Here is a 21,938-nt window from a genome sequence, read left to right as displayed (position 1 = left end):
TACTATTCATACGACTTTTATATAATATCACTTTTCACCGGGAAATGCTAGTCCGTTTTTTATTCTATCACTTAAAATTGCAACCTCATCTTCCATCTCACCTTCAATGGCATATACTTTCCCCTGTTTCACTTCGAAGGGCTTGAAAGAGAAATCCAGCATATACACCATCATATTGAGGCCATTTGTGATGGGATAGTAGTGTAAGCCCCCTTTGCTTAAGGATTTCTTCCAAAGTTTAAGCCCCTTCAGATTAAGAGGATAGATGGTTTTCTTCACAGATTCTGCACAGGAGACAATATTGGTGATGGCAACCCGCCTTCCGCTGTAATTCCAGAATGTATCTTTCGACAGGGACAGCACCCCCACTCCATCTTCTTTGCAGGCGAGCCACTCGATGAGGAAGAATACTTTCAGACGACGGGTTTCTTTCGACATATTCTCCATTTCGAATACATAGGAGTCCCCCCACCCCTCAGCCTCTTCTTTCACCCTTACGTTAATATCTGTAAGGGAGGAACATTTGTCAGAGTGGATGGGCGTATACTCATTTTTCTTGTTCCAGGCTATTCCTTGGATATGAAACGTTCGATTCTGATTCTCCTTCATTAGCCTCTACACCTTTTGCCAGATTTTTATTTTTTTTCCGTAATATCTAGCAAACTCCCTTGCCAGATTTCTTCTGTCCGCATTGGAATAAATGATGAACCCTCTCTTTGGATCACTGATGATTTTCGTCCGGCCCCCATCCCTGTGGTCGAATACAATCTCTTTCTGATTGGAGGAAGATGGAACCGTCTCGAGCAGTTTTGCAAGCACCATCGGTTTCTTGCCATTTGGACAGGCCACCTGCAGTCGGGTGATGAAAGGCTCCACTAAGCCCTTTGAATGATGGAAGCCTTTCTTAAAAGAGGGAGGAGAGAAATGCCCCCTCATAAGATCGTCCCTTGCACACTTATATTCTTCCGGGTTACCGATATCTCTCCAATAAGCACTCGTCTTAAACACATATACTTCTTCATTATTCAAAAGGAGACGGGGAATGAAATCCTGCCCGAAATCTTTAACCCCAACGTGTGCATACCGGTCCAAAAGCCGTGGATCAAGCATATAAACACCTGTGTTGACTTCATTTCCTACCCACTCTTCGGGCTTTTCGATAAAATCGACTAATTTGCGGGTTTCGTCCGTATGACAAATTCCGTATTCCTTTGGATTCTCCACTTCCTTTGAGACGACGGTCATGACCGCTCTTTTCTCATAGTGGAATTCAATGACCTTGTCGATGGGAATATTGGTAAACGCATCCCCGCTAAGAACAAGGAACGGTTCTCGCAGCCTGTGTCGTGCGAGGAATATGCCGCCCGCTGTCCCGAGTGGGGATCTTTCTTCAAGATACGTGATATTCACATTGAACCGTTTCCCGTTTCCAAAGTAATCTTTAATGGTCTCACTTTTATAACAAGTCGTAATCAATATATCTTTTACTCCATAAGAACTCAGGAGGTTAATGCTATATTCAAGTATTGGCTTATTCAGAATCGGGACCATGGGCTTCGCAATGGACATTGTATATGGCCTTAATCGCCTGCCTTCTCCACCTGCCAATATAACCGCCTTCATCTTTTTATACCCTCCACTTTTGATTGAAGGAGCACATCATCATATACATGAATGGTCTGGTCTGCGATCCGGTCCCAGCTGAACATGGACTGAGCCATTTTAAAGCCCAGTTCACCCAGTTGTTCGGATTTCCCCGGATTTTCAATTAATGAAATCAATTGAGTATAGAGACTATGTTCCTGGTTGGGCTCAAATAATAATCCGGTTTGTTCATGTTTCACAATGGACTTAAGCCCGCCGGTATTGGAAGCAACCACGCCTTTTCGGAAGGCCATCGCTTCCAGGGCCACGATCCCGAACGGTTCGTACAAACTGGGGAAGATGACGGCCAGGCAATTTTTCAAATAATCATTCCGTTCCCTATCCGATACGTAACCGACGAATGATACGCTATCCGAGAGTTCCTCCTCGATCACAGCCTTTCGATATTGCTCGAGCATCGGACCCTTCCCTGCTATGACGAAGGAGATGTCATACCCCTCATTCTTTAACCGTGAAGCAACACGGATGATGGTCTCAAACCCTTTCTCATGAACCATCCTTCCGATCGAAAAAAAGTACGGCGTCGATGGTTTGGAAAGGGTGTACGGGGAAGACTGATCCAGTTTCTCCAGTTCCACACCATTTGGTATTACGGCAATTGGTGCTTCTATCGTGAATAAGCTCTTGATTTCGTCTTTCATATGCTCACTGCAAACGATGAGATGATCGGATGCTCCTATGAGAAGCTGCTCTTCCCCATGGATCTTGTGTTGCAAATCCGTATAAATCCCTTGATTCCTGCCATGTTCAGTAGCATGGATCGTAGTAATAAGAGGAAGGGAGTAATAGTCTTTCAGCTTCATCGCTGATGTCGATACGATCCAATCATGTGCATGGATATGGGTGATTCTTTCATCCCGTATCAAGTCATGGGCGTACTGAATGAAGGACTGGTTCAAATCGAACACCCATTTAAAGAAATCTTCTTCATATGGATGAAGTGGATGCACCCGATGAACCGTGACACCTTCCATCTGCTCCCGGGGAAGGGCATCATTGGCCATGGTGGTAAGAACATGCACATGCTTTCCCTTTTTCACAAGATTGTTGGCTAAGTCATATACATGTCTCGATAATCCCCCCACGATATTCGGTGGATACTCCCAGGAAAGGATCAGCACTGAATCCTGCTTCTCTTCCACGTCACCCTTTATTCCAATGGAGAGTTTCTCAAGGATTCCGTCAGATGGAAAAGGCATCATTCTCTTCCGGTGAAGAAGGAGATGTCCATCTAAATGCCCATCCATGACTTGCTGGAGCAACCGGTCGAAATGGACCGTGGATATTCCATTCTCATCTTTAAACCCTTCCATACCTGATATCCATTCCCTTATAATCTGAAAGGTCCACTCTGTTTCCGCTGACAGCGTCACCATATTTTCCAGCTGCTCTTCCATACGATGGACCACCCTAATATTCCGAATGGCTGAATCGGTCATGATCGGGACTTGTTTCTCCATTCCAAGATACCCGAAGCCGACCCTTGAAAGAGCGGTAGGCTCCTCCATTATGGCTTCCATTGTATGACGGGCATCTCCTCTATCCAGTTTCATTAATGCATCATAGTCTGATAGGTCTTTCACGAATACGATTGAAAGTGGATGATCGCTTTCTTCCAGGAAGTCGCTGCCTTCCGTAACCGGAATAAGCTTTAATCCCCTCGGCGTCCTGATGACACCTCTGTGCTGTTCCTTTTCACTATGTTCATAGGAAAAGGAAGAAATGAACGTATACTCAATGCCTTGCTGAGTGAGGTAAAGATCAATCCCAGGTACATATGCGGCCTGAGGTAACCAGAACGACTTAGGGATCACTTGAAAATATTGCTTGAATAATAATGTACTCATCCGAACCTGGGATTCGATGGCCCTTGGAGTCCGGTAATGGGTTAATGGGAACGGACTTACCGCCGTAGGGATGACGGTTGCCTTCCCTTTCACTGTGAGATGTTTGTAGGCTTGTACAAGATTCATATCATAAGTGGACCACAGTGAATAGATGTGCTGCCACTTCTGTTTATCATGAGAGTCTGCTTGCAGGAGGTTGCTTTGAATGATGGCGTTCGCCCTCTCTTTAAACTCTTCGCTCATAAAAAGGGAGAAAAGGAGGGGATTCAACACGACAGGAATGGAACCACCCTCATTCCGATCAAGGAAATCGATCAATTCACCATTCTCTATTAGTAATGCAGTAAGCATATCTTCCCGTTCAAACACTTGAGAAAATGAACATTCATTACATGTTGGATACACGATGATTTCTGAAAGAGCCTTCATGCCTTTCCCTCCCCATTCATGACATAATACGAATACGTGCTGACATGCTCAACCCACTTTGGTTCCCTGATTAATCCCTGCTCGTATTCCATCAACTCTTTCATACTGTGCGCCTCCTGATGATGAGAGGTTCTCGGTGTATGAATGACATTGGAACGAGTGAAGGCAACAAAGTCCCCTGATGGCAGGCGCAACCCGATTTCCATGCAGTAGCTTCGGTTTTCCTTCAATCCGTTCACAAACCAGTCAGTTTCTGTATATGGTACATACGAATCCGAATGGTGATGTTGATTATGACCATTAAAAGAAATAGAGGTAATATCATATAATCGAAGAACAAATGGCTGCGTGTCGGAGTTCATCTTAAAATGTGCTTTCACATACCGGATCCATTCATGGGGAATGTTCCAATAACAATAGATCCTTGAAGAAGTCGAAAACGTAATCGATAACTCGGTCGCTTTCGGATTTTTCGATCTGCGCTTAGGCATCTTCCTGCCAAAAGCAGCTCTTCCTACACGTTTCTTCGGTGTTTCCGGTTTTATCATTTCAACTCCTGCCGGTTCCGGACCATTCTCCAATGCTTTCTGGTACTTAACCCATTGATATTGAACCTTCCCCACGGTTGTATTCAATTCTTTGGCAATCTTCCTGAATGATACACCTTGTTCCTTTAACTTGATTATTTCTGTGATCAAAACCATTCCTCCTAAAACGAAACATTTATTATATGAATTCGATCTAAATATTATGACAATTAATCTTAAATTTATCGTAACACCGTATTGAAAAACCTACAATAAACGCATTTTGTCGTATCTTGTTACACATGATGGCAATAGGATTCAACGTGCATTTTTTTTATGATTTAGTATGTTGAAATGATAATAAAGCGATTACATTTTTATAACGACATTTTTCTTTGTGGATCTTGCCGCAACATTCGACAAAATAGTGGGATATCCCACACATTTATCCATGTATCATATAGAGTTGGAACATGATCTGTGCTATAAATAAAGGAGAAGAATACAGCTTGGGGTGATAAAGTGACTTACCTGTTCATTGGATTAGTAAGCTTCTCTATCCTATTACTTGTCATTTCGTTTTTCCAACGGGATCGGTATCGCGATATTGAAAAAGACATGGAAGAATTATCGATGAATGTACTGCAGGAGCATTATAAATTGAAGAAGCGAATCAGCGTTTTGGAAGAAGAGCTCATGTTGGATGGGGAGATGACCCTTCACAAAAGTCCAATTAACGAAATCATTAAGAATCAAGTGATTTCCCTTTACAAGCAAGGTGTAAAAGTGGATCAGATCACAAAACAATCCACACTCTCCAAACAAGAAGTCCTCTCTATCATTCAGGACTCATAGCGGCGAACATAAATGCTTAGAACAAAACGGCTTACTCCACTGTTGGAATAAGCCGTTTTTACATATATGCCGTTTTCGGTTAGTTATTCAAATCAAACCGTTCTCCGGTCACTAAGAAAATGACGTTTTCACAAATATTCGTCACGTGGTCCGCTACGCGTTCAATGTATCTGCATGTAAACGCCAGCTGGGTGATCTGACTGATTTCATTTGGATAGTTCGGGATATAGGTCATGAGTTCCTTTACTAATTTACCATATAACTCGTCGACTTCATCATCACGATCCGCCACTTTTTTTGCCAGGGAAGCATCCTCGCTATAAAAAGCGGTAAGTGCTTCTTCGAGCATTTCTTCAGCAATCGAGAGCATTCTCGGGATTTCTTCAATCGGCTTGATCAACTTCTGGTTTCCGATATGCAAGGTTGATTTCGCGATATTCGTAGCCATATCCCCGATCCGTTCAATTTCAGAACAGATCCTTAATGCAGAGATGATTTTCCGTAAGTCCGTTGCGACGGGAGATTCTTTCGCAATGAGAATGATGGCAAGATTATTGATTTCATTATCATATTGATTGATGATGTGATCTTTTTTGATGATTTCCTCTGCTTTTTCGATATCCTGTGTCTTCAAGGCTACCACGGACTCTTTTAAAGACACTTTGGCAAGATCCGCCATATCGAAAAGTTTGTCTTTTAACTCTTTTAAATTATTATCGAAATTTCTTCTTATCGCCATACTTATTCCCCTTTGCTAAGTAATGATGAAGAACCTTTTTCTTTCAACGTGCACGTTATCCAAATCGACCGGACACATAGTCTTCCGTTCTTTTATCGCTGGGATTAGAAAATATTTTATCCGTTTCGTCCAGTTCAATCAAGTCCCCTAATAGGAAAAAGGCTGTTTTATCAGAAACCCTTGCTGCCTGCTGCATATTATGAGTGACAATGACAATCGTATATTGTTTCTTGAGCTCACCGATCAGCTCTTCGATTTTGACAGTGGAGATGGGATCGAGAGCTGACGTCGGTTCGTCCATCAGAAGGATTTCAGGTTTTGTCGCAAGTGCCCTTGCAATGCACAGACGCTGTTGCTGTCCACCCGAAAGTCCCATCGCGGGAGCATCTAAACGATCCTTTACTTCGTCCCATAACGCAACACTCTTTAATGTGGATTCCACGATCTCATCAAGCTCTTTCTTCTTTTTGACCCCATGCACTTTCGGTCCGAACGTTATGTTGTTATAAATGCTTTGCGGAAAAGGATTCCCCTTTTGGAACACCATCCCCACTTTTCTTCTCAATTCAACTAAATCGATCTTGTCTGAAAGAATATTCGTCCCGTCATAATTGATTTCTCCGGACATTTTAATCCCGGGAACCGAACGATTCATCAGGTTCAATGTTTTTACGAATGTCGATTTTCCGCATCCTGATGGTCCAATGATCGCTGTAACCTCTTTATCATAAATAGGAAATGTAATGTTTTTTAACGCATAGTTATTTCCATACCATAAATTTAAGTCGTTTACGTTAAATGCCGTTTTTTTCGTTGTAGCTACTGACACGTGAAACCCCTCCAACTAATTGATCAACTGAAACGCCCTGAAATATAGTCTTCCGTTCTCTTTTCCGATGGATTTGTGAAGATTTTCTCTGTCTGGTCAAACTCAACTAAATCTCCATTATAAAAGAATGCCGTTTTATCAGAAACACGGGACGCCTGACCCATGTTATGAGTCACAACCACAATCGTGTACTCCTTCTTCAAATCGGTGATCAATTCTTCAATCTTCGCATTTGAAATCGGGTCCAGTGCTGAGGACGGTTCATCAAGTAGCATGACAGTCGGTTTCATGGCAATGGTCCGTGCAATACATAAACGCTGCTGCTGCCCACCGGATAGTGAGAGTGCTGAAGTATGAAGGCGGTCTTTCACTTCATCCCAAAGTGCCGCTTTCGTTAAGCTTTCTTCTACAAGTTCATTCAGCACACTTTTCTTTTTGATTCCGGTAAATTTCAGTGCATGAACAATATTTTCATAAATGGACTTACTGAATGGATTTGGCTTTTGGAAAACCATCCCAATTTCTTTTCGAAGGGCCACAACATCAATGTTCTTAGCGAGAAGATTCACATCTTCATACATGATTTTCCCTTCTGCACGGGCGATTGGCACTAAATCATTCATCCGATTAATCGTTCGTAAAAAGGTTGACTTTCCACAGCCTGAAGGGCCGATCAATGCTGTTACTGCATTTTTTTCGATTTCCATATTAATATTTTTTACGGCGTGATTTTCCCCGTAATAGAAATTTAAATTCTGAACATCAATGATGGTCTCTTTTTTGATTTGTTCAGCCACTCCTGAAGAGCGCTCCTGTCTATTTTCTAATTGAACCGACATGTACTATCACACCTTCTATTATTTTGTCGCTGTCATTTTATTATGAATGTAGCTTCCGATGAACCGTGCACCCAGATTGAAAATCAAGACACATAGGATCAGAACAGCTGATGCACCGGCTGCTTTTTCGTCTACATCGGGAATCAACCCCTGGGTGTTGACTGACCAGATGTGAACGGCAAGGGTCTCAGCCGGTCTGAATAGATTTAAAGGTGATGTAGGCGAAACTGGATTCCAATCCAAATAGTTCAATCTCGGAGTCGACAGGCCGGCTGTAAATAATAAGGCAGCAGCCTCACCGAATACACGACCCGATGCAAGGATCGCACCTGTCAAGATAGACGGGAATGCACCCGGGATGAGCACGGTTTTAACAGTGTGCCAATTGGTGATCCCAAGGGCCAGGCTCGCCTCTTTCAACTCACGCGGTACGCCTCTGATGGCATCTTCACTTACACGAACCAATACAGGAAGATTAAATACCGTAAGTGCCAGGGCTCCACCTATAATGGTATATCCCCAACCCGTTGTATTTACGAACACCAATAGTCCAAACATTCCGATGACGATAGATGGTAATGAGGCCAATACTTCAATACAAGAACGAATGGTATTCGTGATCTTACCAGGCTTTGCGTATTCAGCCATATAGATGCCTCCGCCGACACCAAGGGGCACCGTAATGATCATCGTGATGATCAGGATATAGAATGAATTAAATAATTGATCCCGAATCCCTCCCCCGGCACGGACTGCACTGGATGGGGTTGTAAGGAAGTCCCATGTTACATATGGTAAACCCTTCACTAAAATATATGAGAATAGAGCCACTAAAAGGGCTATAATGATTGTTGCAATTCCAATGAACACGCCAGTGGCGATCTTGTCTGCTCTCTTACTATTCATTAGACTTTCCTCCTCGATGATAAGTAGCGGATTAATAAGATAAATATGAATGACATGATTAATAGAATGAGGCCCATAGACCAGAGCGTGTTGTTCTCTACGCTTCCATAAGTGGTATGTCCCATATTTAACGTAATGATCGTTGTCAACGTTGCCGACGCATCTACTATACTTTGAGGAAGATCTCTTGTATTACCTATGACCATTTGAACAGCAAGTGCTTCACCAAATGCTCTTGCCATACCCAGTACGACTGCTGTCAATAATGTTGGCAATGCTGCAGGGATTAATACTTTTCTAATAGTTTGCCATCTTGTTGCCCCTAATGCATATGATCCATCCCGAAGACTTTTCGGCAATGAACTCATGGCGTCTGTGGCAATGGTTGTGATGGTCGGCAAAATCATCACGGATAATACGATCATACCGGCAAGCAATGAAAACCCTATACCGGAAGTATTAGATCGAATAAATGGGACCAATACTGTAAGCCCTATAAATCCATAAACAACGGACGGGATCCCGACAAGGAGTTCTACAATCGGCTGCATGATTTTTCTTCCCCATGATGGGGCAATATCCGTCATAAAGATAGCTGCTCCAATACCTAGCGGTGCTGCAATGAGAGCAGAAAGAATCGTAACCGCAAAGGAACCGAAAATGAACGGAAGAGCACCATACATTGGATTCTCACCTGTAGGCTTCCAATCCGGGCTGGTTAAGAACTCAATTGGACTTACACCATTTTTAATAAATGATTGCAACCCTTTTGAAGTTAAGAAAATGGTGATGGAAATTGTTGCGGCAATCATGATGACTGCGCTTAATGTCACTAAGAATCTTCCCTTAAATTCACCGTTCATCCAAGATCTATTGCTTTTGATCAGCCTCTTTGAGGCAGGTAGCTTGTTTTCCATATCCATAAACACCCCTAAATACGAGATAATAGGGTAAATGCCCTCGAGCATCTACCCTATCAATTTATTTAATTGCATCATCATTTACTTCTTTGTTTGTTTCCCTTCAGCGTCACGCTCTACTTCCATCTTTGTAGAAGCGATGTAGCCTTGGTCTTTCAATAAACCAGTTTGAACATCTTCACTCATCATGTAGTCAAGGAATGTTTTAGCTAAACCTTCCGCTTCACCTTTAGTGTAAGAGTGTTGATAAGCCCAGATTGGGAATTCACCTTTTTGTACGTTTTCGTCTGTTGCTTTCACACCATCAACTGCAAGTGGAGTCACGCTGTCATCTGTGAAGTAAGAGAAAGCAAGGTAACCGATTGCTCCATCTGTTTCGCTGATGATTTTCTTAACAGTGTTTGAAGAATCTTCTGTGATTCCTTCAGCAGGAGTTTCTCCATCAAGACCGAATTTCACGAATGTAGCACGAGTACCAGAAGAGTCAGGACGGTTTACAAGAGTGATCTTTTGATCTTTGCCACCAAGCTCTTTCCAGTTCTTGATTTCACCAGTGAATACTTTTTTAAGATCTTCTTTAGAAATGTCTTCGATACCAACATTAGGATTAACTGCAGCTGTCATACCTACAACCGCTACTTTATGGTCAACTAACTCGTCCGCCGGGATTCCTTCTTTTTCTTCAGCGAATACATCAGAGTTACCGATTTGAACTGATCCTTCAGAAACTTGGGATAATCCTGTACCAGATCCTCCAGCGTTAACTTGGATGTCTGCATCCGGATTTTCTGCCATGAATTCTTCAGCTGCTGCTGCAACAAGTGGTTGCATTGCAGAAGAACCTGAAACTACGATTGAACCAGAAGCTGTTTCTGAATCTTTATTGTCGTCTCCAGCATTTTCATCTGTACTGCTTCCATTCCCACATGCAGCGGCAAATGCCACGAGCGTTGCGATGATTAAAAGCAGACCGTATTTCTTGAAGTTCTTCATTCTTTAATTCCCCCTAAGATATTGGTTGTTTTGTCCTACGAGTACTAGATTAATAGATGAGTGTTAATTGTGTTTTAATCGATTGTAAAGGTTTTGTAAATTCGACATTTTTCTTTATGATTTCGCGGTCATAAATGCTTCAAACCCTTATTAACAGTAGTATTAAGCAATGTGTGATAAATTATGTATGATCATAAAAAAATGTCTTTTTTTCATGAATTCAAGAAGCCTATTTGTGGCTTGATGGTATGATGCACAATAAAAAAGCTGATTCATGGAACCATTTTCCCATGAATCAGCTTGTTAAATTAGTTATTCTGTTCTCTTTCCTTCTGCATTTGCTCTTCTGCCTCTTCCGCATTCTCGACTTTCTTGTTTACAGAAGTGGGATCTTTCTCTTCTTCGGCACGCTTCTTCTTTAATTCAAAGTACTTATCCATCACCCGTCTTGAGATGTACTTATTCACATATGGATCTGCCACACCGCTTGCCTGTATATGAGAGGCCGGCACCACAGTCGCATATGCCACCTCAGGATTATCGTAAGGCGCATATCCAATCAACGTGGTGTTATAACTCAGTTCCCCGTCAATATACGTCTCAGCTGTACCGGATTTACCTGCTGCATTATACGGTGCGTCATGAAATAAGTAACCCGTTCCTTCAGGGTTATGGTAAACGCGATAGAAACCTTTTTGGACATGTTCGATCTGTTCCTGTGTCGCATCGATGCGATTTAATACATTCGTCTCTTTCTCGAAAAGGATGGGACCGAGGCTTTCCTTTTCGTTGGTCGGTTCCCTTATTTCCTTCATAATATGAGGCTGTACACGGTAACCATCGTTGGCGATGGTGGAAACATATTGTGCCAGCTGCATGGTAGTGTACGTATCAAACTGACCGATCGCCAAGTCCAGTAAGAACCCGGGATCTGTTTTGGTTCCTGTAAGACCGGCAGATTCACCGGGCAGGTCGATGCCTGTCGGGACACCTAAACCAAATTGAGCGTAGTGATTCCTGAACACATCGAACGCTGCAGGATTGTTTACAATCGGCTCATTCGGTATATACCGGCCACCGGCAATTTTCAAGGCAACCTTCCACATGTAGGCGTTGGAAGACTTCTCCAATGCGTATAAATCGGTCATCGGGATTTGCTGGTATTTATTGAACCAGGATGTTTTCGGATTAGTCCCTTTGATCCTTAACGGTTCATCAATCAAAACCTCACCCGGCGTCAATTTCCCGGTCATATATCCCGTTAATACCGTTGCACCTTTCACAACAGAACCTACTTCATAGGAAGATGTAAAGGTTCCCAGTGCAGCATCCCGCATTTCGTATTTGCCCGTTTCAGGGTTCTTGACATATTGTTTACCAGCCATCGCCAGGATCTCCCCGGTATTCGGGTCAATCATGACAACATATGCCCGGTCAAGATCCGGAGATGCGTTCCGGTGGACAATCTGTTTGCTTAATTCTTCTTCGATTATTTTTTCGACTTCCCGCTGAAGTTCCATATCGATGGTAAGGACGATATCCTTGCCTCGCTGTCCTTCTTGAACAAGGACGGATTCGAGCACACTCCCGCCTTTGGTGACGTTCTTGATCTGTTCCTTTTGTCCTTGAAGGACATCTTCATATTCAAGTTCCACATAGCTCTTACCTACGCGATCATTCCGGTTATAATCCTGAGCTAAATAGGAATCCACCAAATTCTTTGGCAATCCTTCCCTTGAAGAGGACACGTTCCCTAAAATGGTCCGTAACGTATCATCAAATACGTAGGAACGCTTCCAATCCGTCGTCGTGTTGACACCTGGAAGTTCACTCAGATGCTCACTGACCGTTGCGAATTCTTCCGGAGTGACTCCTTCATTCTTCACAATCTGAGGATTCAGCGCATAGCCACTGGAGAACTCACGATAAATGGCGATGATCTCAAGGTCATTTTCAGTGAGGGAATCAAGCTCTTTCTCGGTAATCCGGTCGAGCCTCATCTGATACACTTTTTTGTTCACATCTTCTTCAGAAAGTTCTTCATTGCTTTGGAGCTTTTTGACTTCCCCGTCCGATACTTTTGCATCCGCTGCTTCAGGATGCTTGATGATCCAATAGTCCTTTTTGTCCCGCTCAGTCACGTCTCCCGTATCTTTTTCGATAAACCGGGATAGCCTGGACGCGACTTCGATCATTTCATCGATTTTCGTATTATTTGCCCTTGTATATGTAATGGCATTCAGCGGAATATTATCGACGATCACATTCCCATAACGGTCGTACATTTTCCCTCGTGGCACACCTGTATTGACCACGACATCTTCCGTTCTTTCCACTTCTTTTTTATAGCTCTCCCCATTCACGATCTGAACAAGTCCAAGTCTAAGTACAAGAAGGGAAAATAATAAGAACACGGCAAAAAACAGCAGATTCATCCTGACGGGAACATGCGTCTTTCTTTTTCTCTTATTTTTTTTCAAGTCTTCCAGCCCTTCCTCTATGTAAAAATCTCTCTGTCCTTGTTTCGTTCCCGGTTGATTGGATATCTAACAAGGAGGAAACAGAATCATCTTTACCCTCCCCTTATTTTATAGAAAATTTCAAGGATAATCTAGCCATAAGTAAAGAGAGGAAATCTTTCCCTCTCTTTGTATTAAGTCCCTTATAAAGGCAGCACGACTTTACGTACAAATAAATAAATCAGGCTATGTCCAGCCCCAAGTATCAATAGGAGTATCGGGATGCTTTCTTCCTGATTAAAGAAGGTCACGGCTATGATGAAGGCAAGAACCGATACAATCCTACCCAGGTTCAAGAAGATTTCCCTGACCACAATGTATTCGATCCTCATTTCAGCTGCATTCCATCCCGTACCGATCACATCATATGTCATTGAGATATAAGGGACGAGCAGGATGGGATAGGCAATGGCGATGATCCCTGCATAAAGCAATAATTTCGTATACGTGACATCGAATACAATCAGGAATATGGCGAGATAAAGAAGAATTCCACCTAAAAGAATAGCCCTCTTTCTCAGGTTTTTCTTTATGACCCGGGAAGCGACATAATAGCCTACAAAGGCAATGCCCGAGTTGATCAAGCCAAAGGTACCGATGGCAAATTCACTTCCCGTACTGATGAAGACAAACACCGAAATGATGAAGATGAAGGTTCCTTCCCTCAGCCCCTGGAAAAAGTGGGCATTTGTGATGAAGCGCCAATTGTGATTGTGCTTTCTTTCCTCCAGGATCCTGAGGAAGAGATAGCGTCCGGATGCCGGCCTCCTCCTAAGAAAGAAACTCATAATGACTGCGATAAAAAAAAGCAAAAGAGAGATTCCGAATACAATGGTATACCCCTTGAAGGAAGCAAACCTTGAAATGATGAAACCGGCGAGGATCGGTCCGATCATTCCCCCGGCAGACGTCAGAGTACCAAGGAAGCCATTGAAGAAATCCCTTGTTTCAGGTTCGGTGATTTCGAAGGTTAAGACATTGAAGGCTAACCAGTAAAAACCATAGCCGATCCCAAGTAACGCTCCCAACACGACAAGATAATCTTCTGCCGATTCTCCGAATGCCAATACGGATATGTAAAAGAGAGCCAAAAAAATAACACCGAAGCGTAAGACAATCACCCGGTCCACTTTCTTTGCCAACCTTCCAGCTAAAATGAATGTAAGGGGCTGAAAGATGACAACGGTTAAATTATAGACACCCAAATCAATGAATTCACCAGACTGCTTCCATAAGTAGATGTTCACAAATGTGTTCGAAAGGGCGATACTCAAGGAGTATAACCCCCCGATCAACAGGAGCAAAGTCAGATCTTTCGTTAAATCAATGTCACCTAATATTCTTTTAAAGCTGCTCATATGTAAAACTCCCCTTTAACGTACCCCTATCTTGTGAAAAAGGGGAGGAACTTATACAAAAAAAAGAGAGGTTCCTGAAAGAACCTCTCTTCCTGTACTTTATTACTTTGCAGCTGAATAACGCTTCGCTACTTCATCCCAGTTTACAACGTTCCAGAATGAACTGATGTAATCAGGACGACGGTTTTGATAGTTCAGGTAGTAAGCATGCTCCCAGACATCAAGACCTAAAACAGGCGTTTTCCCTTCCATTAAAGGACTGTCCTGGTTTGGTGTGCTTGTTACTTCCAATTCACCGTTGTTTACTACAAGCCAAGCCCAGCCTGAGCCGAAGCGTGTTGCAGCAGCATTTGCGAATTCTTCTTTGAATGAATCGAAGCTTCCGAATTTGGAAGAGATGGCATCTGCCAGCTCTCCAGATGGAGCGCCTCCACCATTCGGTGATAATACCGTCCAGAATAGAGAGTGGTTAGCGTGACCGCCACCATTATTTCGAACTGCCGTACGAGCACCTTCAGGAACAGCATCTAAGTTAGAAACAAGATCTTCAATGGATTTGCTTAATAAATCGTCGTGTCCTTGAAGTGCATCATTTACTTTCGTCACATATGCGTTATGGTGTTTTGTGTGGTGGATGTTCATTGTTTCCTTGTCGATATGAGGTTCTAATGCATCATATGCGTAAGGTAATTGCGGTAATTCGTAAGCCATTATAAATTCCTCCCTATGTATAGTTTCCTGAATAGCTATATTCAGGTCGTTTCAGTATAAGATTACCAAAACTACTATATCTGTTCAAATATTTTGCCTTCAATCTCTCACTTTTTTCTTACAAGAAATAAAATGCCCAATAAACATTAAATATATTTCATGTAATGCAGGTCATCTTAAATAGTGAGGAGTCTCTTCACACGACCATAAAGAAATACACGGCCATGACGATTTGAATGCATCCTTTTGTGAAGACGCTTGAGATGAAACCTATGACGGATCCTATCCCCACTTTAACTGCAGTTTTCAGGTTGGAACGGTGAACGACCCATTCGCCTATGACGGCTCCGAGGAAGGGTCCGATCAGTATTCCTATGACTGGGATGACGAATGGACCAATGAGCAGCCCGATTGTGCTTCCCCAAATTCCTGCCTTCGTGCCTCCGAACTTTTTGACACCGATCAGGTTCGCCATATAATCGGCACCGAACAAGAGGGCAACAAACAGGATCTGTACAGTCCAGAACAACCAGCTGAATGGTTCAAAGCTGAAAAACACCCCATAGAGCAGAAAGCTGCCCATTAAGAAAACGACACTTGGCAAAATCGGGTACACAAGCCCGACAAACGATAAAATCATGAATATGATAATGATACTCCAATAAACGATATCCACGTTTCAACACCCCCTTTTGAGTATAAAAAAAACTGACCCCTTTGACAAATTCCAAAGAGGTCAGGAAAGAAACTTATTCTACTCCCAATACTGCCTCAGCAATATTGACGGCATGATCTCCAATACGTTCTAGATTACTGATGATATCTACGTATACGATACCTGCTTGACCCGAACATTTCCCTTCGTTCAGACGCAGGATATGCTGTTTCCTTAGCTTACGTTCCATTTTATCGATCTGATCTTCCTTCTCAGCCACTTCTCGTGCAATTTCAGTGTCGTTCAAATCCAAGGACTTGATCGCTTTTTCAACTGTTTCAATCGTCAAATTGAACATGACTTCAAGATCGGACATGGCATCATCGGTGATTTTCACTTTGTTTGCTTGCTGATATTCAACTAACTCAACAATGTTTTCAAAATGATCACCCACACGTTCAATATCCCGGACCGTATCCATCAGGATCGAATGACGCTCGGATTCAGATTCCGAGAGGGAAGCAGATGATAGATCAACAAGATAGTTCGTGATCTTCTTATCAAGATTATTGATGGCACCTTCAATTTGATAAGCTGCTTCTGAATTTTTTGAGCTCTTTGTCTTTAAGAACTCATTTGTTTCCTGTAATCCTTTTACGGCAAATGTCCCCATGCGGAGAACTTCTTCTTTTGCCTGGCCCAACGCAATGGATGGAGATTGTTCGATGAATACAGGATCCAGGTGTTTAGAGTTATAATCCACGATAGAATCCTGACCCGGAATCAACTTCGTTACGATCAGCGCCAATACGGCGATGAACGGAAATTGAATGATGGTATTCGTTATATTGAAAGTACCATGAGCGAATGCAATCGTCATAGGCTCATTCAGGTTGAATGTAGTTTGTAGAAATACGACAAACTTTGAGAATAACGGCAATATGATCAAGAATATGGTTGTTCCGATTAAGTTAAAGAGTACATGAACCGCCGCAGCTCGTCTGGCAGCAACTGACGCACCCAGTGCAGCCAATACCGCTGTGATCGTTGTCCCGATATTATCCCCGAATAAAATAGGCAGTCCTGCCTGTAAGTCAACAAGGTTTGAGCTGTATAGCTCCTGAAGGATACCGATCGTGGCAGATGAACTTTGTACAATAACGGTGAACAATGTACCGACGACCACTCCAAGAATCGGATTATCACTCATGCTGACCGTCAAATCATGGAATGCTTCCAATGAGCGTAAAGGTTTCATTCCCCCACCCATTAATTCAAGCCCATAGAATAAGGCACCGAAGCCAAAGATCATTTGTCCAACGTTGTGGACTTTTTTATTCTTGAAGAAGAATAACAGGATGGTACCCAAGGCAATGATTGGAAGAGCATACTCCCCAATGTCCACACCAATGATGAAGGCAGTCACCGTCGTACCGATATTGGCACCCATGATGACACCGATCGCTTGTCTGAGGGTCATGAAACCTGCACTTACCAGCCCGACTACGATTACTGTCGTACCACTGCTCGACTGGATCAGGACTGTAACAAAAACCCCAGCCAACACACCCATGAACGGATTGGTCGTGAACTTATCAAGGATTTCCTTAAGGCGTTCACCCGCTGACTTCTGAAGGCCGTCCCCCATATACTTTATCCCAAAGAGGAAAATACCTAGTCCTCCAAAGAACTGAAACAACATTTCCTGCCAATTTAATTCCATTTTTTCAACCCCTACATATATTTTCGACATTAAACAACAAAAACCCCATATCATTTTTAATATATTACGGGGCTTACGTAAATACTTTTTACTCCAAATTTACAATAGGTTAATAAAAGTCGACTTTTATTGCATTTATGTTACAAATAATATTAATTCTAAATTATTTCCAAAGTACTTACTTGATGAAAGTATAAAGTCAAGCTTAAAATAGATAGGGTATGCACGAAAGGAGAAATAATCGAAATGAATGTATTTCAGCAATTGTATAAAAGTATCTATTCCCCTAAAGATATTGCAAAATTCCGTTTCCAGGGTATTGGGAAGACAATCCGTTTCATTTTTTTGCTTGCTCTTATATCCATCATTCCTGTGGCTGTACAATTTGTATCGTTCGCAACCAGTGCCCTTGATACATTAAGAGATTCACTGGATAAAGAACTGCCATCGTTTTCGATCGAGAATGGCTCCTTATCCTCTGATCAGTCAGGACCCGTGACCCTCGAGAAAGAAGGCATCACTATCATCTTGGATGATACCGGGCAAATGAAAGAAGGTAACCTGGACAGGAATGAAAATACGGTTGCCTTCCTAAAGAATGACTTTGTGGTCATCAGCCAGGGACATGTTCAATCCTCATCTTATACGTTGTTTGGTGATAGCACTGTAACAGAGGATGGGTTACTCGATATCCTGAATTCACTCAAAGATCTGAAATGGATATTGATCCCTGTGGCATTAAGCATTCTTTACATATTCACCTCCGGAATGACATTTTTAAAAATAACCATTTTCGCCCTCATCGGTGTTACCTTTGCAAATGTAATGAAACGAAATGTACCATACCGCCAAAGCTTTCGTATCACCGCCTATTCGGCTACGGTTTCTACCGTATTTTTTACCCTAATGGAATTATTACAAACCAGGATCCCCGCTGCTCCAATATTGGACTGGTTTGTCATTACCGTCATCTTGTATTTAGTAGTGAAGGAAATCCCTCAAAGGAAAATACGCCATTAAACAAAGTCCCCGTCTCCACTTGACGGGGACTTTTGTTCATTGAACGGTCTATTGGATTTCAGTTCGGACCTCCCCTTTTGTCCGAATAGAAAGAAATGCAAATAGGAGGATATTCATCAATGTGAACCCAAATGTGATGATATACATGTGTGTTGGATCCTCCCTCCACACGCCAAAGGCAACCGGGCCCAACGCCACACCGCCAAATCTTACAGCACCATAAAGGCTGACAACCATCCCCCTTTCTTTTTCAGATACGCTTCCCGTTATGAACGTATTGATAACAGGAAGTATCAGCCCCAATCCCCCAAAGCTTATGGTGAGAAAAAACATCAAAGATCCCAATGAAGAAAAAAAGATCAATAATCCTAAAGGGATGCTCATCGTGATTAGTCCACATTTCAAATAGGTCCAACCCAATTCCTCATCAGTCTTCAATCTTTTTCCGCACCAATACGAACAGATCGTCATCGCCCCAAGGGGAAAAATGAACGAAAATCCTTTGAAAAATCCATCAATATGAAAAGTATTTTCAATATGGTAGGAAAGATAGAAGAGAATGCCGAATAATAAAAATAAGCCGGTTCCTCCGATGAAATAGAGAGGGATCAGCAGCCTCCCCTTTGAAATAAAAACGGCAGAGAATGCTTTCGTATCCAATTTCCGAACACCTTTAGTTGATTCGACTGTTTGTCTCAGACCTACTAAGATCACTAGTGAAATCACGGGGAACACCCAAAATGACTGATCCCAAAGAACAAGTTGGGCGAGGGTGGCACCAATAAGTGGGGCCGCCACTTTTCCGATACCATTGAATACCTCCAATGAACCAAGCATCCTTGAGCGCTCATCCCCATGATAAAGATCACCGATCAATGCCATGGCGAGAGGCATCGTCCCTGCTGCTCCAACACCTTGCAGTCCTCTGCCGAGCATAAAAAGGCTTATGACCCCTCCGTTGAAGATACACAATATACTTCCAAGAATCATGATCCATAACGAAAGGCTGATCAACCGTTTACGCCCATAGCGATCAGACAGTATCCCTGTAAAGGGGATGACCAAAGCTGCAGGGATTGTAAATGAACTTAAAATGAAGCCGGACCATCTGCTCCCTAAATGCAAATTTTCTTCAATCTCAGGAAGAATGGGAATCAGCATGGAATTCCCCAGTACCATCAGTATGGGCAGTAAACCGATCACAAATGGAAGAAGCTTCTCTCTCACATCACACAACTCCTTCAATGGTCCATTCAGACATCACATTAACCGGGAGGAAATATAGATGAAACGAATGGCAATTTTCTTTGGTATTATCATTCTTCTATACAGTGTTTATTATGATTTAAATAAGGGGACGTTACGTCTCTTGTATAAAGAAGCGACCGTCGCCTCCTCAGAGCCCCTGGTGAATGGGAATCAAGGTGACGTCCCACAAGAACCTGTTAAAAGAGGTGAAGCCCCCTCCTCCCTTCCATATGTGGAAATGGAGGTGAAGCCGGGTGATACAGTATTGAGCCTTGTGGAAGATCTTCTTGATGGATCCATTCCCGTCTCCATCGACCGGGTGATCGCCGACTTTGAAGAATTGAATGATGTCCCCCCGGCAAAGATCCAAATAGGGAAAACCTACAAAATACCCAATTATCAATGACCTGACCATTTCTTAAACACCTATTTCTTGTCATTTTACACAAAACACTGTTACAATAGCTTCGTATTACTTATAATGAAACTTTGAGAACCTTTCTAAAGGAGCGAATTACACTTGAGTGAAATTATACATCGTACAAAAACACGTCCTGTCAAAGTAGGAAATTTAACGATCGGCGGTAATAACGAAGTGGTCATCCAAAGTATGACCACGACCAAAACCCATGATGTTGAAGCAACGGTTAAAGAAATTCACCGTCTGGAAGAAGCAGGATGTCAGGTCGTACGTGTCGCATGCCCGGATGAACGTGCAGCCGACGCCATTGCTGATATCAAAAAGCAAATCAATATCCCACTTGTTGTCGATATACATTTTGACTATAAATTAGCCCTGAAAGCCATTGAAGGCGGAGCTGATAAAATCCGGATCAATCCAGGGAATATCGGCCGCCGCGAAAAAGTCGAGGCAGTAGTCAAGGCAGCAAAAGAAAAAGGCATCCCGATTCGTATCGGAGTGAACGCAGGGAGTCTGGAAAGAAAAATTCTGGAAAAATATGGATACCCGACAGCTGATGGAATGGTGGAAAGTGCCCTTCATCATATTAAAATCCTTGAAGACCTCGATTTCCATGACATCATCGTATCCATGAAGGCATCTGATGTGAATTTAGCCATCGAGGCATACACGAAAGCTGCGAAAGCCTTCGACTACCCGCTTCATCTTGGGATCACAGAATCAGGAACTCTGTTTGCAGGTACCGTTAAAAGTGCCGCTGGCCTTGGAGCCATCCTGAGTCTTGGAATCGGTAACACGGTCCGGATTTCCTTGAGTGCAGATCCCGTCGAAGAAGTGAAAGTAGCAAGAGAATTATTGAAGTCATTTGGATTGGCAGCAAACGCAGCTACATTAATTTCGTGTCCGACTTGCGGTCGTATTGAAATCGACTTGATTTCAATCGCCAATGAGGTGGAAGAATATATTTCCACGATTAAAGCACCGATCAAGGTTGCTGTGCTGGGTTGTGCAGTGAATGGACCCGGGGAAGCCAGAGAGGCTGACATCGGGATTGCCGGTGCCCGAGGGGAAGGACTCCTTTTCCGTAAGGGAAAAACGGTCCGTAAAGTACCTGAAGAGACCATGGTGGAAGAATTAAAGAAAGAAATCGACAAGATTGCAGAAGAGTACTTCGCAAAGCAGGAAGCTGAAAAGAAAGAGCAGGAGCAAGTCTAAGCCGATGCATGAAAGAGGGCTGATCAATGATCAGCCCTCTTTTTTTTCATTTCCTGAAACGCTCCCAATTTCAAGAAAAACCATTTCGTTTAAAAGAACGGCAGTACAAATAATCCTACGATTATCGATACGGCCCCAATTCCGATTGCCCAGGCACCGAGCATCTCTGCCCCCCTGCGTCTTGCCACAAACCCAAGGACAATCCCTGCTGCCCCCATGATGACCGGGAGAATAAATAAGGAAAGAATGGATAGTGCAAGTGCAGAGTATCCTAACACACGACCTGATGTTGTTGCATCTTCTGCGGCATCATCTTCAAAGTCGCGGCTCACATTCATTGGAGCAGCAATTTCTGCTGCTGTTTCTTCACGGTAATCATCTCTACTCACATCTGTTTCCGGATTGTCGTAATACACGTCGATATCTTGAAGATTTCGATCAACGCTATTTAATTCGCGTCGTTCATCACTCATACAGCAATCCCTCACTTTCTGTGTTTGGGAGCCTTCTTATTGTGTG

21 protein-coding genes are annotated in these 21,938 nt (G+C 42.9%); 4 read left to right on the top strand and 17 right to left on the bottom strand.

What is annotated here, in order from left to right; genetic code table 11:
* Window positions 1-27: 27 nt before the first annotated feature.
* The 4 genes from ATG71_RS12460 to ATG71_RS12445 are packed head-to-tail and all read right to left on the bottom strand — an operon-like array spanning window position 28 to window position 4,639.
* On the bottom strand, window positions 28-609 hold the full coding sequence (locus tag ATG71_RS12460; RefSeq protein ID WP_098439864.1) for a hypothetical protein: 582 nt from the start codon (window positions 607-609) through the stop codon (window positions 28-30).
* A 6-nt stretch (window positions 610-615) separates the two neighbouring features.
* Window positions 616-1,623: a nucleotidyltransferase family protein gene (locus tag ATG71_RS12455; protein WP_098439863.1), complete on the bottom strand. Its 1,008-nt coding sequence runs from the start codon at window positions 1,621-1,623 to the stop codon at window positions 616-618.
* Window positions 1,620-3,941 (bottom strand): glycosyltransferase, encoded by a 2,322-nt coding sequence (locus ATG71_RS12450; RefSeq protein WP_098439862.1) that lies wholly within the window; start codon window positions 3,939-3,941, stop codon window positions 1,620-1,622. Before ATG71_RS12450 ends, ATG71_RS12455 begins: the two co-directional genes overlap by 4 nt.
* Window positions 3,938-4,639, bottom strand: a complete 702-nt coding sequence (locus ATG71_RS12445) for a DUF4912 domain-containing protein (protein WP_179886526.1) — start codon at window positions 4,637-4,639, stop codon at window positions 3,938-3,940. Before ATG71_RS12445 ends, ATG71_RS12450 begins: the two co-directional genes overlap by 4 nt.
* A gap of 351 nt (window positions 4,640-4,990) precedes the next feature.
* Here ATG71_RS12445 and ATG71_RS12440 point away from each other — a divergent pair, with 351 nt between their 5' ends.
* The gene (locus tag ATG71_RS12440) at window positions 4,991-5,323 is read left to right on the top strand and encodes a hypothetical protein (protein WP_098439860.1); all 333 of its coding nucleotides are present in this window, start codon (window positions 4,991-4,993) and stop codon (window positions 5,321-5,323) included.
* Window positions 5,324-5,402: 79 nt separating this feature from the next.
* Here the strand turns inward: ATG71_RS12440 and phoU are convergent, their stop codons facing one another.
* The 11 genes from phoU to ATG71_RS12385 all read right to left on the bottom strand — a co-directional run bounded on the left by phoU (window position 5,403) and on the right by ATG71_RS12385 (window position 17,515).
* Entirely contained in the window at window positions 5,403-6,062 is a 660-nt protein-coding gene (gene phoU / locus ATG71_RS12435; RefSeq protein WP_079531735.1) for a phosphate signaling complex protein PhoU, read from the bottom strand.
* A 55-nt stretch (window positions 6,063-6,117) separates the two neighbouring features.
* Window positions 6,118-6,891 carry a phosphate ABC transporter ATP-binding protein PstB gene (pstB, locus tag ATG71_RS12430; protein WP_098439859.1) on the bottom strand — a complete coding sequence of 258 codons (774 nt, stop codon included), beginning with the start codon at window positions 6,889-6,891 and terminating at the stop codon, window positions 6,118-6,120.
* A gap of 23 nt (window positions 6,892-6,914) precedes the next feature.
* Window positions 6,915-7,730, bottom strand: a complete 816-nt coding sequence (gene pstB / locus ATG71_RS12425; protein WP_098439858.1) for a phosphate ABC transporter ATP-binding protein PstB — start codon at window positions 7,728-7,730, stop codon at window positions 6,915-6,917.
* Between the two features lie 18 nt (window positions 7,731-7,748).
* Window positions 7,749-8,636, bottom strand: a complete 888-nt coding sequence (pstA, locus tag ATG71_RS12420; RefSeq protein ID WP_098439857.1) for a phosphate ABC transporter permease PstA — start codon at window positions 8,634-8,636, stop codon at window positions 7,749-7,751.
* Window positions 8,636-9,559 carry a phosphate ABC transporter permease subunit PstC gene (pstC, locus tag ATG71_RS12415; protein WP_098439856.1) on the bottom strand — a complete coding sequence of 308 codons (924 nt, stop codon included), beginning with the start codon at window positions 9,557-9,559 and terminating at the stop codon, window positions 8,636-8,638. The genes pstA and pstC overlap by 1 nt, the downstream gene beginning before the upstream one ends.
* Window positions 9,560-9,637: 78 nt before the next feature.
* Window positions 9,638-10,549, bottom strand: a complete 912-nt coding sequence (locus ATG71_RS12410) for a phosphate ABC transporter substrate-binding protein (RefSeq protein ID WP_098439855.1) — start codon at window positions 10,547-10,549, stop codon at window positions 9,638-9,640.
* Between the two features lie 308 nt (window positions 10,550-10,857).
* Window positions 10,858-13,050 (bottom strand): peptidoglycan D,D-transpeptidase FtsI family protein, encoded by a 2,193-nt coding sequence (locus ATG71_RS12405; protein WP_483295339.1) that lies wholly within the window; start codon window positions 13,048-13,050, stop codon window positions 10,858-10,860.
* Between the two features lie 161 nt (window positions 13,051-13,211).
* A complete protein-coding gene (locus tag ATG71_RS12400; RefSeq protein ID WP_098439854.1) occupies window positions 13,212-14,426 on the bottom strand; it encodes an MFS transporter in 1,215 nt (404 codons plus the stop codon).
* A gap of 102 nt (window positions 14,427-14,528) precedes the next feature.
* Window positions 14,529-15,137, bottom strand: a complete 609-nt coding sequence (locus ATG71_RS12395) for a superoxide dismutase (protein WP_034757581.1) — start codon at window positions 15,135-15,137, stop codon at window positions 14,529-14,531.
* A gap of 196 nt (window positions 15,138-15,333) precedes the next feature.
* Window positions 15,334-15,813, bottom strand: coding sequence for a DUF456 domain-containing protein (locus ATG71_RS12390; protein ID WP_098439853.1), 480 nt, complete (start codon window positions 15,811-15,813; stop codon window positions 15,334-15,336).
* Between the two features lie 73 nt (window positions 15,814-15,886).
* Complete coding sequence (locus ATG71_RS12385) at window positions 15,887-17,515, bottom strand: Na/Pi cotransporter family protein (protein WP_098439852.1); 1,629 nt, start codon at window positions 17,513-17,515, stop codon at window positions 15,887-15,889.
* Between the two features lie 246 nt (window positions 17,516-17,761).
* Here ATG71_RS12385 and ATG71_RS12380 point away from each other — a divergent pair, with 246 nt between their 5' ends.
* Window positions 17,762-18,535, top strand: coding sequence for a DUF1189 domain-containing protein (locus ATG71_RS12380; protein ID WP_098439851.1), 774 nt, complete (start codon window positions 17,762-17,764; stop codon window positions 18,533-18,535).
* A 48-nt stretch (window positions 18,536-18,583) separates the two neighbouring features.
* Here the strand turns inward: ATG71_RS12380 and ATG71_RS12375 are convergent, their stop codons facing one another.
* The gene (locus ATG71_RS12375; protein ID WP_098439850.1) at window positions 18,584-19,762 is read right to left on the bottom strand and encodes an MFS transporter; all 1,179 of its coding nucleotides are present in this window, start codon (window positions 19,760-19,762) and stop codon (window positions 18,584-18,586) included.
* Window positions 19,763-19,820: 58 nt separating this feature from the next.
* On the opposite strand from ATG71_RS12375, the gene ATG71_RS12370 reads away from it, so the two are divergent.
* Complete coding sequence (locus ATG71_RS12370; RefSeq protein WP_098439849.1) at window positions 19,821-20,189, top strand: hypothetical protein; 369 nt, start codon at window positions 19,821-19,823, stop codon at window positions 20,187-20,189.
* Between the two features lie 123 nt (window positions 20,190-20,312).
* Window positions 20,313-21,419 (top strand): flavodoxin-dependent (E)-4-hydroxy-3-methylbut-2-enyl-diphosphate synthase, encoded by a 1,107-nt coding sequence (gene ispG, locus ATG71_RS12365; RefSeq protein ID WP_142245354.1) that lies wholly within the window; start codon window positions 20,313-20,315, stop codon window positions 21,417-21,419.
* 89 nt (window positions 21,420-21,508) lie between these two features.
* Here ispG and ATG71_RS12360 read toward each other — a convergent pair whose 3' ends face one another.
* Window positions 21,509-21,892 carry a DUF4190 domain-containing protein gene (locus ATG71_RS12360; protein WP_034757567.1) on the bottom strand — a complete coding sequence of 128 codons (384 nt, stop codon included), beginning with the start codon at window positions 21,890-21,892 and terminating at the stop codon, window positions 21,509-21,511.
* Between the last annotated feature and the right edge of the window lie 46 nt (window positions 21,893-21,938).

Origin of the sequence: Bacillus sp. es.034 (assembly GCF_002563655.1) — a bacterium.
Taxonomy (GTDB): Bacteria; Bacillota; Bacilli; order Bacillales; family Bacillaceae_B; genus Rossellomorea.
This window is presented reverse-complemented; position numbering and strand designations above follow the sequence as displayed.

Coding starts and splice junctions, on each gene's coding strand:
- ATG71_RS12395 (WP_034757581.1), bottom strand. CDS start 15,137: ATGGCTTACGAATTACCGCAATTACCTTACGCATATGATGCATTAGAA.
- phoU (WP_079531735.1), bottom strand. CDS start 6,062: ATGGCGATAAGAAGAAATTTCGATAATAATTTAAAAGAGTTAAAAGAC.
- ATG71_RS12380 (WP_098439851.1), top strand. CDS start 17,762: ATGAATGTATTTCAGCAATTGTATAAAAGTATCTATTCCCCTAAAGAT.
- ATG71_RS12370 (WP_098439849.1), top strand. CDS start 19,821: ATGAAACGAATGGCAATTTTCTTTGGTATTATCATTCTTCTATACAGT.
- ATG71_RS12360 (WP_034757567.1), bottom strand. CDS start 21,892: ATGAGTGATGAACGACGCGAATTAAATAGCGTTGATCGAAATCTTCAA.
- ATG71_RS12385 (WP_098439852.1), bottom strand. CDS start 17,515: ATGGAATTAAATTGGCAGGAAATGTTGTTTCAGTTCTTTGGAGGACTA.
- ATG71_RS12400 (WP_098439854.1), bottom strand. CDS start 14,426: ATGAGCAGCTTTAAAAGAATATTAGGTGACATTGATTTAACGAAAGAT.
- ATG71_RS12460 (WP_098439864.1), bottom strand. CDS start 609: ATGAAGGAGAATCAGAATCGAACGTTTCATATCCAAGGAATAGCCTGG.
- ATG71_RS12410 (WP_098439855.1), bottom strand. CDS start 10,549: ATGAAGAACTTCAAGAAATACGGTCTGCTTTTAATCATCGCAACGCTC.
- pstC (WP_098439856.1), bottom strand. CDS start 9,559: ATGGATATGGAAAACAAGCTACCTGCCTCAAAGAGGCTGATCAAAAGC.
- ATG71_RS12450 (WP_098439862.1), bottom strand. CDS start 3,941: ATGAAGGCTCTTTCAGAAATCATCGTGTATCCAACATGTAATGAATGT.
- ATG71_RS12455 (WP_098439863.1), bottom strand. CDS start 1,623: ATGAAGGCGGTTATATTGGCAGGTGGAGAAGGCAGGCGATTAAGGCCA.
- pstB (WP_098439858.1), bottom strand. CDS start 7,730: ATGTCGGTTCAATTAGAAAATAGACAGGAGCGCTCTTCAGGAGTGGCT.
- pstA (WP_098439857.1), bottom strand. CDS start 8,636: ATGAATAGTAAGAGAGCAGACAAGATCGCCACTGGCGTGTTCATTGGA.